This window comes from Sphingomonas sp. KC8 (genome assembly GCF_002151445.1).
GTDB lineage: Bacteria > Pseudomonadota > Alphaproteobacteria > Sphingomonadales > Sphingomonadaceae > Sphingomonas_E.
Genome location: NZ_CP016306.1, coordinates 1,681,470 through 1,695,049, shown reverse-complemented (window position 1 = coordinate 1,695,049; position 13,580 = coordinate 1,681,470). Strand labels below are relative to the sequence as shown.

11 protein-coding genes are annotated in these 13,580 nt (G+C 61.8%); 2 read left to right on the top strand and 9 right to left on the bottom strand.

The features are described 5' to 3' along the window. Positions 1 to 58 precede the first annotated feature (58 nt). Both KC8_RS08015 and KC8_RS08010 read right to left on the bottom strand, forming a co-directional pair. Positions 59 to 700, bottom strand: a complete 642-nt coding sequence (locus tag KC8_RS08015; RefSeq protein ID WP_010127816.1) for a peptidylprolyl isomerase — start codon at positions 698 to 700, stop codon at positions 59 to 61. Positions 701 to 711: 11 nt separating this feature from the next. Further along, positions 712 to 1,125, bottom strand: a complete 414-nt coding sequence (locus tag KC8_RS08010; protein WP_010127815.1) for a DUF2147 domain-containing protein — start codon at positions 1,123 to 1,125, stop codon at positions 712 to 714. Positions 1,126 to 1,633: 508 nt separating this feature from the next. Between KC8_RS08010 and KC8_RS08005 the strand changes: the two genes are divergently transcribed. Next, positions 1,634 to 4,048 (top strand): TonB-dependent receptor, encoded by a 2,415-nt coding sequence (locus KC8_RS08005; RefSeq protein WP_037497220.1) that lies wholly within the window; start codon positions 1,634 to 1,636, stop codon positions 4,046 to 4,048. A 52-nt stretch (positions 4,049 to 4,100) separates the two neighbouring features. On the opposite strand, the gene KC8_RS08000 is transcribed toward KC8_RS08005, so the two are convergent. From KC8_RS08000 to rfbF, 6 genes are read right to left on the bottom strand one after another with little or no spacing between them, the layout of a single operon-like run. Further along, complete coding sequence (locus KC8_RS08000) at positions 4,101 to 5,105, bottom strand: glycosyltransferase family 2 protein (protein ID WP_010127813.1); 1,005 nt, start codon at positions 5,103 to 5,105, stop codon at positions 4,101 to 4,103. Continuing rightward, entirely contained in the window at positions 5,102 to 6,049 is a 948-nt protein-coding gene (locus tag KC8_RS07995) for an NAD-dependent epimerase/dehydratase family protein (protein ID WP_010127811.1), read from the bottom strand. Before KC8_RS07995 ends, KC8_RS08000 begins: the two co-directional genes overlap by 4 nt. Before the next feature lie 5 nt (positions 6,050 to 6,054). Then, on the bottom strand, positions 6,055 to 7,284 hold the full coding sequence (locus KC8_RS07990; protein ID WP_029624858.1) for a class I SAM-dependent methyltransferase: 1,230 nt from the start codon (positions 7,282 to 7,284) through the stop codon (positions 6,055 to 6,057). A 37-nt stretch (positions 7,285 to 7,321) separates the two neighbouring features. Beyond that, positions 7,322 to 8,542: a DegT/DnrJ/EryC1/StrS family aminotransferase gene (locus KC8_RS07985; protein ID WP_010127809.1), complete on the bottom strand. Its 1,221-nt coding sequence runs from the start codon at positions 8,540 to 8,542 to the stop codon at positions 7,322 to 7,324. After that, positions 8,533 to 9,687, bottom strand: a complete 1,155-nt coding sequence (gene rfbG, locus KC8_RS07980) for a CDP-glucose 4,6-dehydratase (RefSeq protein WP_010127808.1) — start codon at positions 9,685 to 9,687, stop codon at positions 8,533 to 8,535. The genes KC8_RS07985 and rfbG overlap by 10 nt, the downstream gene beginning before the upstream one ends. Beyond that, positions 9,656 to 10,465, bottom strand: coding sequence for a glucose-1-phosphate cytidylyltransferase (gene rfbF, locus KC8_RS07975; protein WP_029624857.1), 810 nt, complete (start codon positions 10,463 to 10,465; stop codon positions 9,656 to 9,658). The genes rfbG and rfbF overlap by 32 nt, the downstream gene beginning before the upstream one ends. A gap of 255 nt (positions 10,466 to 10,720) precedes the next feature. On the opposite strand from rfbF, the gene KC8_RS07970 reads away from it, so the two are divergent. Further along, on the top strand, positions 10,721 to 11,806 hold the full coding sequence (locus KC8_RS07970; RefSeq protein WP_050805477.1) for a glycosyltransferase family 4 protein: 1,086 nt from the start codon (positions 10,721 to 10,723) through the stop codon (positions 11,804 to 11,806). Here the strand turns inward: KC8_RS07970 and KC8_RS07965 are convergent. Further along, entirely contained in the window at positions 11,757 to 13,370 is a 1,614-nt protein-coding gene (locus KC8_RS07965) for a hypothetical protein (RefSeq protein ID WP_050805476.1), read from the bottom strand. The genes KC8_RS07970 and KC8_RS07965 overlap by 50 nt on opposite strands. Positions 13,371 to 13,580 lie beyond the last annotated feature (210 nt).

Here is a 13,580-nt window from a genome sequence, read left to right as displayed (position 1 = left end):
AGTGGCGATTGCCGCGACTGCCTTTTCGCCGGATAATGCCGTCCGGCGCGAAGACTGGTCAATCCGCGCGGCGCGCGGTGACGATGCGTATAGGGGTGGCCAGCATCTGCCCGCGCATCACACCTTCGCCTTCGGTGGGGGATATTGGCGCTTCAAGGATGCGGTGGACGACGTCCATCCCTTCGACAACCCGGCCAAAGACCGCGAATCCCAGATTGTCACCCGGTTGTTTCGGATCGGCATCCATCGATGGCATCGCGCCGATCGTGATGAAAAAATCGCCGGATGCGCTGCCGGGCGCGTTGCGCGCCATCGAGATCGCGCCGTCGACGTGCGACAGCCCCGTCTGGCTTGTCGGTTCGTGCGCAATCGGCGGCAGCGCGCGCCGGGGATCGTTGCGCGCTCCTCCCTGGATCAGGCCGTAGCCGGGGGCAACCTTGGTTGCGCGATAGAATGTGATGCCGTCGAACCGCTTCTGATCGACATAGCGCAGGAAATTGGCGCTGGTGACCGGCGCACGTTCGGTTTCCAGTTCGAGCGTGATCGGCCCTTCGCTTGTCTGCAGGCTTACGCGCACCGTGGCCGGACGCGGGGATTCCGCCGTGGCCGCCGGAACAGTTGGGGCAGGTGCTGCCGTCTGGGCGATGGCGGGGCTGGCGAGAAGGCACAGCAAGGCCGGGCAGACCAGTTTCGAGAACATGGCGGGCATTCCTATTCAATCCGCGTCCAGGTTTGCGATTTGCAGCCAACCCGGCCGATCAGGCAGCCGCTGCCGGTTATGGTGTTGGCGTCGATCACGGTGATCGTGCCTGAAAAGGTCTTGTTGATATCAGGCACGAACACCTTGCCGCGCCAGTTCCCATGCCTGTCACGGGTAAAGCTGCGGAACAGCTGGAGGCCGACGAGATTGTCGGTGCCGCCGCGCGCGGCATCCGCCTTGGCCTTGTCATTCGCCCAGACGACCGTGCCGCACATGCTGGCGCCACACGGGTGCGAGCGGACATGGACGCTGTTCTTGGGGTTACGCCATACGCCTACCGTCTTGTCGGCGGCGGCCGCGCTGGTGGCTGCCATTGTCAGGCATGCCAGCGTTGCGAGGGAAAATGCCAGCCTGTGCTTCATCATGGCCCCTTCGATGACTGCGTCATGCCTTAGCACTGCAAGGGAGGCCGACGAAACCGGGATATGTCAATCCGATCGGATTGAGCGGCGAAGGACGGAATAACATTTTGTAATTAAATGATTAAGCTCCGAACCTGTCGTGAGGTGTGGCAATTTTGCATCCAGAAATTGGATTCTGCTTCATATCTGGACGACCGTCCAATTTTATGAAAAACAGAGGGGCTTGGGAGGATGCTCAATGGGGCACGCAGGGTTTGAAACAGAAATGGCCAACGGCCGTGCGGTGCAAATGGCGCCGTGCCGCAGCCTGTTTGGCCGACGCGATCCGTTTCGGCCCCGATCTTCCATGATTAATTCCATAATGTAGATTGTATATATTATACAATTCTGCATGATTTTAATTTTTGAATTTCAAATGATTATATTTATTTTGTGATTAGTGAATGGAATTACCCATTTACTGAAATGAATTGAAAAATTCAGAATAATCACTTTACTGGGAGGGAATGCTATGAATTTTGGGAATGGTTGCCCGGAATCTACCAAGATGCGCTCGCTATCGTCGGGTTCGTCGTTGCTGCTGATCGCCGCGACATTGGCGGGCGCCGGTTTCAGCTTTGCCGCCCCGGCACTGGCGCAGGAAACCGCATCCGCATCGACCAGCGGCCTGGAAGACATTGTCGTCACCGCCCGCCGCAAGGAAGAATCGCTCCAGTCGGTGCCGATTTCGGTGCAGGCGTTCAGTGGTGAAACGCTGTCCGAACGCAACGTTCAGGACGCGAACGACCTGCAGAAGGTCGTCCCCTCGCTGACCACCTATCAGCAGGCGCGCGACGAAGTGACGGTGTCGATCCGTGGCCAGTCCAGCTCGGGCGCGTCGGCGCAGGGCCAGAATCCGCGCGTCACGGCCTATTTCGCACAGGTGCCGTTGCAGACCGGCGATAACGGCCCGGGCCGTTTCTTCGACCTTTCGAACGTGCAGGTGCTGAAAGGCCCGCAGGGCACGCTGTTCGGCCGCAACTCCACCGGCGGCGCGATGCTCTATGAACCCGCCCGTCCGACGCAGGATCTGGGTGGCTATGTCACCCTGCAGCTTGGCCAGTTCCACGATCGCCAGATCGAAGGCGCGCTGAACCTGCCGATCACCGACATCCTGTCAGTCCGCATCGCCGGCAAGCGCGCCAAGCGCGATGGTTTCACCAAGAACATCGTGACCGGCGAAGAACTGGACGACCGCAATTATGTCGCCGGTCGTGTCTCGGTGCTGTTCACGCCATCGGACAGCTTCGAAAACTACACGATGTTCGATTATCTGAAGTCGGACACCAATGGTTCGTCGCAGCAGATTCTGGGCATCGACACGAACAAGATATTCCAGGCCAACGTGGCAGGCACCGGCCTTCCGCTGGCGCTGGGCGGAGGTGGCCCATCGCCGACGCTTCTCGGGACGAACTATGCCCTTGCCGTGCAGTTGGCTACGGCTGCCGGCCGTTTCTCGCTGTTCCCGGATCCGCTCCTGCCGAACCAGCTGGCCAACCAGAATAACCTTGGCCCGCGGATTTCCCAGTCGGCGGTAGATGGCCTGTCGCGCGCGCGCAGCTGGGGCGTCACCAATGTCACGACGTTTAACCTGTCCGATGATCTGACGCTCAAGAACATCTTCGGTTATCGCCGCTACAAGCAACTGAGCCGGTATGATTTCGACGGCACGGTATTCCCGTTGCTTGATCAGATCACGCCGAATGGCTGGTCAGCGAATATCCGCCAGATCACCGATGAAATTCAGCTGCAGGGCAAGGCGCTCGACGGCAAGCTGGACTTTACCGTTGGTGGCTTCTTCCTGTGGGGCAAATCCCCTAAGCCGCAGACCGTGACGCAAGTATCGGTTGGCGTGCCTTCGGTGAATACGTCTGATCCGGTGGAGCGGAGCCAGGCGGTGTTCGGCCAGGCGACTTATGATCTTTCGGACATGGTGACCGAAGGGTTCAGCATCACCGCAGGGTATCGCTACACGCATGACTTCCGGTCGCTGACTGCCTCCAACGTGCGTGCGGGCGTTTGCAGCCTGCTTTTTGGTTGCCCGAACTTCCAGAAGGTGGCGTTCAACGCATCGTCCTACAATATCGGGCTTGATTATCAGATCACGCCGCAGACCTTGCTGTATGTCACCCATCGTCGGGGCTATCGCGCAGGCGGCCTGAACCCGCAGGCGGGCAACAGCGGTTTCCAATATGATCCGGAAACCGTCACCGATTTCGAAGCCGGTTTGAAAACCGATTTCACACTCGGCGGCATGGAAGGTCGCGCCAATTTCGCGGCTTACATGTCGAAGTTGAAGGATGCGCAGGTCAGCCTGTCCTTCTCCGAAACGAATCCGGTCACAAACGCGACCGCGCTGATCAACGTGATCTCCAATGCGGCGAATGCGAAAATCAAGGGACTTGAAACCGATATTACATTGGTTCCGTTCGAAAATTTCAATATCAGCGCATCCTATGCTTACACCGATGCGAAATATACGAAGTTTTTCGATCCTAATAACAACAATGCGCCCATCACGGGTCGTCCGTTCCCGTTCCAGGCGAAACATCGTCTGAACATCGGTGGAAATTATACCATTCCGCTGTCGGAACATTGGGGTGAAGTTACGGCCAGCGCGAACTGGAGCTATTCGAGCAGCTACCAGCTGTCCGTGTTCCCGGATCCGTTGGGCGTCGAGAATGGCTACAACCAGCTCGACCTTCGTCTCGACTGGAAGAACTTCGGCGATCGTGATGTCACGCTCGGCCTGTTCGTCAACAACGTGACCAAGGAACTGTACAAGATCGGTGGCGTTCCGATCTATTCGGTTCTGGGCACCACGTCCGCCCTGTACAACGAACCGCGGACCTGGGGTCTCCAGCTTCGCTATCGTTTCGGCGAATAATAACGGTACAGTGTCGTCCGTCCGGTCTTTGGGCCGGACGGGCGGTGCTTTTTCAGGCGGCTGCGTCGATCCGTCGCGGCCTGCCGACTGGCCGGGTTTCGCCCGGCGGATCGTTGAGCGATATTTCCACCAGCGGCGATGGCCGCTGCTTGGCGTGCATGAACACCCGGCCAAGATATTCACCGAGAATGCCGAGAAACAGGGCGTTGAGGGTGATCGACATCAGCAGCAGCAATGTGGTGGTGGCAAAGCCCGCCGGCCAGTCCGCGCCGAAGATCAGGCTGGCGATCAGATAGACGAACAGAAGAAGGAAGGTGACGCTGCCCACCAGCAGGCCGACCGCCGATGCCAGCCGCAAGGGCAGCAGCGAATGGTTCAATATGCCATTCACCGCCAGGCCGATCATCGGCCGCAACGGGAATTTGCTCTGCCCCGCGACCCTTGCCTGCCGATCATATTCGAAACCGACCTGCGAAAATCCCATCGAACTGATCAACCCGCGAAGATAGGGGGATCGATCCTCCACCTGGCGCAGTTCGCGCAGGATGCACCCGTCCACCAGGCGAAATTCACCGGCATCTACCGGCAGGTCATCATCGCTCAACGCGGATAGAAGGCGGTAGAATATTCGCCGGGCGGCGGCCACGATCCGGCCTTCCTGAAGCGAACGGCGGACGCCATAGACCACCTGATGGCCCTGCCGCCAAAGCCTGAGCATTTCCGGAATCAATTCGGGCGGATCCTGCAGGTCGCAATCGATCTGCACCGAACAATCGCCGGTGGCCGCTTTGTAACCAACCAGCAGTGAACGCTGATAGCCGTAATTGCGGGACAGGCGGATCACGCGAACCGCAGGATCGCGGGCCGCGATGTCCCGCAAGATGGCATAGGTGCGATCGGTGGAATGGTTGTCGGTGAAGATGATTTCATACGCGTATCCGGGGAGCGTCGCGAAGGTGGCGACGATCGCGTCGTAGGCGCGCTGGACATTGGCCTCTTCGTTGAAGGCGGGCACCAGCACGGATACCCGCGTCGGGCGCATGGCGGCGGCGGTCATGATGCAACGGCCTCCAGCCGGTGGTTTCGCATCGCGGCGACGGTATCGGCCATGCCTTCGCGCAATCCGATGCGGGGCGCCCAGCCGATCGTGGATTGAGCCAGCGCGCCTGAGGCGCAGACGCTGGTCGGCTCACCCGCATCGCCACGGCTGATGAGGGCGGGATCGGCGCCGGTGACGGCCACGGCCAGCGCCGCGACGTCGGCGACGGTGGGCGCCTGTCCGCTGGCAATGTTGACGATTGCGGGGCCGGCCGCCGATTGCTCGCTCAGGCGGCAAAGCGCTTCGACCGCGTCGGAAACGTGCACCAGATCACGGCGATCATCGGGGCGGCGCAGGTGGATCGGCCGGCTATCAATGCAATGGCGGAGCAGCGATGGAATAAGAAATGCTTCGGACTGATCGCGTCCGTGAATCAAAGCGAGCCGGCCCGTGACAAGGCGGAAAGGCAGGAGCGGGGCAAGCATTTCCGACTGTCGGGTCGCGGCCACGAGTGCTGCGGCATAAGGGGATTGTGGCCGTTCGTGCTGATGTTCGTGACAGGGGGGCGCCGCAGCCCCATATTCCGCGATCGATCCGGCACGGACGATGATGCCGGGGCGATGGCGGCTTTCCGCCGATGCTTCCAGCAGCGCCAGCAGGTTGAACACGTCCTGCAGCGAATGATCGCGCGCTGTGCCGGATATCGGGGTTGCCCGGTGGTTTACGTCCCAGGCAAGATGGAACAGCCGATCCGGGCGCGCCGCCGCCAGACATTGCGCGAGTGCCGACCGATCGCGCAGATCGAGCCTGTGGATGCGGATCCGGCCCGACAGATCACGCAGCCGCCATGTTTCGGTGTGCGGGCGCAACAGCACATCCACCACATCCCCATCATCAAGGCACCGTCGCGCCAGATGCGATCCGATGAAGCCGGCCGCTCCCGTGATGAGCGTGTGGCGCATGGCCCCTATCCGGCGCCAACCAGGGCTGGTTCCGGCAAGGGAACGAGGAACCTGCCGCCAGAAGCGAGAAAGCCTTCCTGCTGTTCGCGAATTTCGTCGAAGAAGTTCCAGGCCAGAACCAGCAGGATATCGGGCCGCTCGCGCGCGATCATATCGGTCGAGTGGATCGGTATCTTCATGCCGGGGGAATAGAGATTGTGCTTCAGCGGGTTGCGGTCGACCAGAAAATCCAGTGTTTCGGGGCCGATCCCGAAATAATTGAGCAAGGTGTTGCCCTTGGCCGGTGCGCCATAGCCTGCGATTTTAAGCCCCTGCGCCTTGAGATCGAACAGCATGGCGAGGAGCTTTTCGCGGACGCTGGCGACGCGGGCTGCAAAATGTTCATAGGTGGCCTTTGACAGCATCCCGCCGTCCAGTTCTTCGGCCAGCATTTCCGCGACGATCGGCCGGGCCGCGCCCGCCGAAGCGGTTTTGCGCAGGAACACGCGCATCGACCCGCCATGTATCGGCAGTTTGTGGACATCCACGACCGTCATGTCGAAATATTCACCAAGCTTAACCAGCGAAAGCAGGCTGAATTCCGAAAGATGTTCCTGATAGACGGTGTCAAATTCGTTCCTGTCGAGCAGTTCCTTGGCCCACGGCAGTTCGAGCACGAACACGCCATCATCGGTGAGCAGATGGACCACGCCCGCCATGAAGCGGTGCAGGTCGCCGATATGGTTGAAGGTGTTGGTGGTGACGATCACGCTGGCCGGCCCATGGCGTTCGCGCAACGTTGCCGCCGTATCCGGATCGAAATAGCCGAGATGCACGTCGACATTCCTGGCCCGTGCGATTTCGGCGATGTTGGCGGCGGGATCGACACCCAGGGTGTGGCCACCCAGTTCGTTGCAGGCGGATAGCAGCAGCCCGTCATTGCAGCCGATATCGACAATCAGGCCGTCGCCGGCCTGTTCTTTCAGGATCGCGGCCAGCCGTGCGAAGTGGCCGTGCATGGTTGTGGCGCCCGACGGCACGTAAAGATAATGGTCGAAGAAATCGGACGGAATCTGATCCGCCACCTGGATCAGCCCGCATTCCAGGCAGACTTCGGTGTTCAGCGAGAAAGCGGGCTGCGGCTTTTTCACTTCGTCGGCCCGGATGAACATGTTCGCGGGGGGGTGATCGCCCAGCGGGAGGAACTGAAAGGGCTTGGGGCCGAGACAGGCTCTGCACTGCATTGATTCACCCATGGCGCACCCCTTTCGATGAACAAGAGCTTCGTATTGCCTAGCCGACCGCCATTTTCCCCGCGGCCTGGCCGCGCATAGCGGCCGAAAATGCGTCGAATGTTTCGTGCATGTGATCGATCTGCGCGTCGTCCAGCCCGTGATGGGTGGCGAGCAATATCCCGCCGCGCATCACCGCATCCGCCACGGGATAACCCGCCGGGGCGGCACGAACCGAAAGCCCCGCCATGGCGGGCTGCCGCAGGATATTGCCGGTGAACACAGGCCGCGTCTGGATATCATGCGCTTCCAGGAAGGATTGCAGGGCACGCCGGTCGAACGGCGCGGTATCGCGGATGGTGAGCGGGAAAGCGAGCCATCCGGTATAGGCGCCGGTCAGTTCGCGAGGCAGTATGAACCATTCTTCATAATTGGCGAAGAAGGCCCGCTGCCGGGCAAAATTGCGAACCCGCGCGGCGATGTTGAAGGCCAGCTTGTCCAGTTGCACCAGCCCGAACGCGGCACCGATTTCAGACGGTTCGAGATTGTAGCCCAGCGCTTCGAACAGGAATTTGGAATCATAGGGAATGCCGTCCACTTCGACGTTGAAGCGGGCTTCGGCGGTTTCGGAATCGACGAACAGCGACGATGAACGCCCCCACGATCGCAAGAGGCGGGCATCGCGGGCAAAACCATCGTCATTCACGCATATCATGCCGCCATTGCCGGCCGCGGTGATGACATGGGACCCATAGAAGCTGGTGGTGCTGATATCCGAACGGGCGCCCGTGCTGCGCCCGTGCAGCGTCGCGCCCAGCGTATCGGCGCTGTCTTCCACCACGATCAGCCGATGCGCGTCGGCAATGGCGCGGATCCGATCCCAATCCGGGAGGTTTCCGATCAGCGACGGGATCATCAGTGCCCGCGTCTGCGGACCGATCATCGCTTCGATCGCGTCCACGTCAATATTGTAGGTGCCTTCGGTCACATCGACGAAGGCTGGCACCAGCCCGTTGCGGATGATCGGCGCGACGGTTGTCGCAAAGGTCAGCGCCGGGGTGATGACTTCGCTGCCCGAAGGCAGGCCGAGAATTTCGATCGCGAGATAATTGGCCGACGATCCGGAATTGACCATGATGCCGTGCCGTTTGTCGAACAGCGCCGCTACGCCTTCCTCCATCGCCCGGACGTGCGATCCCATCTGGGTGGAACTGCGCATCGCGGCGACGACCGCGGCAATTTCTTCCTCGCCATAGACGGCCTGGCCATAATTCACGCGCATCGCTTGAAATCCTGCTGTGCCGGGGTGACGACGGGTTGCGCATAGGCTGCGATCTGCGCCTCGCTGGTGCTGCGCATGTCGACATCACCGCGCGCGAAGGCCGCATACCAGTCCGTCGTCATCCGGATCATGTCTTCGGCGGGCAGCCGCGCTTTCCAGCCGAGGCGGGCGGCGGCCTTGCTGCTGTCCAGCCGCAGTAGCCGGGCTTCGGGTGGCGCGGCCGTTGGAGGCGCGATATCGAGCGGCGCCGCCAGTTCGCGGGTCGCGCCGACGATGCCGCGTGCCAGCGTTTCGACGTCGATCGACTGGGCGGGATCGGGGCCGAAGTTCCACGCTTCGGCAAAGTCCGGCGCGCGCGACGAAAGCAGGTGGGCGGCCAGCGTCAGATAACCAGCCAGCGGTTCAAGCACATGTTGCCATGGGCGTATGCTGCGCGGGTTGCGCAGTTGCACCGACTGGCCGGAAAGCGCGGCGCGGACGATATCGGGAATCAGCCGGTCTTCCGCCCAATCCCCGCCACCAATGACGTTCCCCGCACGGACGGTGGCGAGTTGCGGACCCGCGCGATCGTTGAAATAGGACCGTCGATAGGCGGTGGCGACGATCTCGGTACACGCTTTTGATGCGCTGTAAGGGTCGCTGCCGCCCAGCATGTCCGTTTCGCGATATGGCCAGGGCCATTCATGATTTTCGTAGCACTTGTCGCTGGTGACGACGATCACCGCGCGCAGCGATGGCATGGCGCGGGCCATGTCCAGCACATTGGCGGTTCCGGTTACGTTGGTCGCGAAAGTTTCGGCCGGGGCCGCGTAGGATTGCCGGACGATCGCCTGCGCCGCCATGTGCACAACCAGTTCGGCATCGATCCCGTTCGCGGCATCCGCCAGCGCGCGCGCATCGCGAATATCGGCGATGCGGTGATCGATCAGCTGATCAAGCCCGGTGGAAACGTGAAAGGACGAACCCTGCGGCGGCAGCGCAATGCCAACGACATCAGCGCCCAGGCGGCGCAGCCAGAGGCTGAGCCAGCCGCCCTTGAAGCCGGTGTGGCCGGTGACGAGCACACGGCGCCCCCGCAAGGCGGCGGCGACGAAGGCCTCGTCGATCGGCCGTTCAGGCGTAGATGGCGGGGCGATGCGCGACATCGGTTTCCTCGCCGAAACGAAGCCAGGGCGGTGTCCCGTCGAGACACAGGCGTTCGAGTTGTTCGCGATCGCGCACCGTATCCATCGGATGCCAGAACCCCTTGTGCTGATACGCAAAAAGCTGGCCATCCCGCGCAAGGCGGGCGAGGGGGGCCTGTTCTAGCGATTCCGCATCGCCGGTCAGATAATCAAACACACCCGGTTCGAAGACGAAGAATCCACCGTTGATCCAGGTTTCATACTTCACCACCTTTTCGGTAAATTCGGTGACGCGGCCATGATCGATTTCGAGGTTGCCGAACCGCGCCGGCGGCTGCACCGCGGTGACGGTGGCGAGGCCGCCATGGGACCGGTGGAAGGCGAGCAGGGCATCGATATCGACATTGCCGACACCGTCCGAATAGGTGACCATGAATGGCCCGTCGGTCAGCCATTCCCGCAAGCGGAGCAGGCGCCCGCCGGTCATCGTGGTTTCCCCCGTATCGACGACCGAAACGTTCCAGTCGCTCACCCGATTGGGCCGGAGGTGCAACTGGCCGGTGCCCAGTGCGACCGTGAAATCGTTGACCATCAAGGGAAGGTTCTGAAAGAACGATTTCATCAACATGCATTTATATCCGCATGCGACAATGAAGTCGTGCTGGCCCCAATGGCTGTAGATATCCATGACATGAAGCATGATCGGCCGGCCGGCTACTTCGACCATGGGCTTGGGAATGCGCGTGGTTTCTTCCGATAGACGCGATCCCAGCCCCCCTGCAAGAAGCACTGTCTGCATCGTTCCGCCCCTCCGAAAGCGACAGGTTATCGCTTAGTCCGCAGCGTGATTGTGTGACGATACAGGATCGGAGGGAGATTCTCGCTTGACCCAAGTGGGGTAAGACTGGGGATTATAGAAACGTAAACGGCGCGGGGGGCATCCCCAAATCGGATCCTATGTCTCCGAAGGGTGATCTCGAAGGAGGGGGTGGAGAGGGCAAGGGCGAGCCACTAGCCTCAACGCGGACCAGCAACGGACGGAGGAGCAGCGGCGATGCGTATCGCCTTCGTTCTGGCGGGCCTTGGGGCGGGCGGTGCCGAACGGGTGGTCAGTCTGCTCGCAAGCGAACTGGTGAAGCGCGGGCATGATATTTCGATCATCGCCTTCGACGCTGCCGATGCGCCGGTTTATCACGCGCTGGATACGCGCGTGCGGCTGATCCGCCTGGCCGTGCCACCTGCGCGCGGCATCGGTGGCATTGGCGCTGCCGTGCGCCGATTGCTGGCGCTGCGCCGGACGCTGCGTCGGGTGAAGCCCGATATGGCGATCGCCTTTCTATCCAAGATCAATGTGCTGACCCTGATTGCCGCGACGGGCCTGCGAACGGCGGTGATCGTTTCGGAACGCAACAATTTCGCCCGGCAGGGCGCCCATCCGCTGTGGCGGGCATTGCAATGGCTGTTCTACCGTCGCGCCGACCGGATCATCATGCAGACAGAGGCCAGCGTGCAGGCGCTGCCAGTTGCGCTGCGCCAACGTGCCATCGTGATTCCGAACCCGGTGATGGTCCAGCGCCGACCGGATTCTTTTGCCAGGCATAATATGCTTGTCGCGGTTGGGCGCCTGACCCACCAGAAGGGGTTCGACATCCTGATCGATGCCTTCGCCCGTCTTGCCCCGGCCCACCCCGATTGGCGCCTGATGATCTGGGGGAAGGGGCCGGACGAGACACTGTTGCGCGCCCGGGTGGCGGCATTGGGCATGGAGGATGTCATTTTGCTGCCCGGCCTGAGCGCGACGACCGCAAGCTGGCTGGATCAGGCCACGGCATTCGTGCTGCCATCCCGCTATGAAGGATTTCCCAATGCACTGGGCGAAGCCATGGCGTCGGGCTTGCCAGTGGTGGCGTTCAATTGCGCGTTCGGGCCGGCCGAAATGATCGCGCATGGTGAAAATGGCCTGCTGATCGACGATGGCGATGTCGCGGCGCTCGCCGATGCGCTGGATTGCCTCATGCGCGATGACGCGCTTCGCGCGCGATTGGGGGCCGCAGCGCGGGCCGATGCGGGGCGGTTCGCGCTCGACCGGATCATGGTCCAGTGGGAAGCGCTGCTGCCGCCGCCGGCTGCTGCCGAATGAAAAGGGCCAAGGCCGGATCGGCCATGTCCACCCGACGATAGCGATGCGCCGCGGCATAATCCCGGAAACCCGTGTCCAGCGTCCCTTCCGCGCCAACAAGGATTCCATCCGGCCGCGCCACCGCCAGAAAGGCGGGCAGATCGCCGGCCGAAACCATCCGATACCAGCGCCGATCGGATCGCGGAATCAGATCGGCTACGCGATAGACGAACGGGCCGCTGGCAAATTCCGGATAGATCGGCAGGCCGCCTTCCAGCGGGATGATGGGCGAAAGGGTGGCGACCCTGCCGTTAAGGCCGGCGCCCGCCAGCGCCTGCCGCACGCGTTCGCCTTCGCGGTGTATGGTCATCCCGGTCCATTTTCCGGGGCTGGCGAGCCTTGGCAGATCGAGCATGAGCCGCGGTGCGGCGGCGGCCAAAGTGAGCAACGCGACGGCGACCAGCAAAAGGGCGGCCGGCGCACGATCCGACGGCGCGAGACGGGCGTGCAATATCATCATCAGGACGATCAGAAACGGTATGGGCGGCACATAATATTGCGGAAAGGATGGGGTCGGCACGAAGGCCGTGGCCGCGCCGAGGCCCATGAGCGCCACCATCAGGGCGGCCGGCCACCACAGCAATTGCCTGGCCCCGTCGCGCGCCACGATCATCAGCGCGAAAAATCCCGCCAGACAGGCGCACAGCACGATCGATCCCGCAAGCCATGCATCCTGCGCCAGCATCACCTTGCCGGCGATCGCCATCACCTTGGGTTCGGCGATTGCCTGCCAATAGGCCTTATGCGCTATGGTGAAGTAACGCAGCGTATGCGCCAGAAAGCTGTCGGGATTGTCGAGCAGGAACAGGATCGCCGGTAGGCCGCCGATCAGCGCGCCGCCCAGCAGCGGCAATGCGACAAGCCGCACACGGCGCCAGACAGAAAGGCCGTGAGGAACCAGCAATGCCGCAATGGCGAAAGGCGGGGCGAGAAAGATGTAGCTGACCTTCAGGCCGATGGCGAAGGCCAGGCTTATCCCCGCCAGCAGCGCGAATATGGGCTTAGGCGCGGGGCCGTCCGTGGCGACGGCGAACAGATAAAATCCAAGCAGGGCAAAGGGAACCGGCAGGAAATTGTTGGTGACGATCATCCCCGCCGGCCCAAGCAGGGTGTTGCCCGTCAATAGCAGGATGGCCAGCCCCGCCAGATGGAATGGCTGGCGAAAATGCCGGGCGATCAGCACGAACATGCCCGCCGTCATGATCCAGCCGGCGACGATCAGGATGCGGCCGGCCAGAAGCAGATGATCGGTTCCGGTCAATGTATACAGCCCGGCCAGAAGCAGTGGCAGGTTGGGCATGTGGTTATAATTCAGCGATGTATAGAGCGGTTCCTGGAACAGCATTCGTCCGGCCGCGACGTGGATTTCTTCATCATGCTGGAGTGGATAGTTCATGATCCGCGCAAAGATGCCGATCGCGACAATCGCAAGCACCGCCACGGTGATGGCGTTGGGCAGACGCGGGATATAAAGGCGCGCTTCGCCCGGCATATATTGGTCGGGCGGCGGGGGCGCGCGGTTCATTGCGGGCCGCCCCGCGGGCCAGGAACGGTGCGGCGGGCTTTTGTTCGCCGCTGCGGGCAATAGCTGGTCGCGATAGTCGCCACGGCCACCCCCTGTTGGTGATGCGGTGCCGTGCCGTGATACCGTCTTCACCGCCATTTGTGTTCGACTATTCGGAGGGATGCCTGCCCGTCGATCAGTGTGCATGCGGGCGGCGCGGGATCGGTAGCG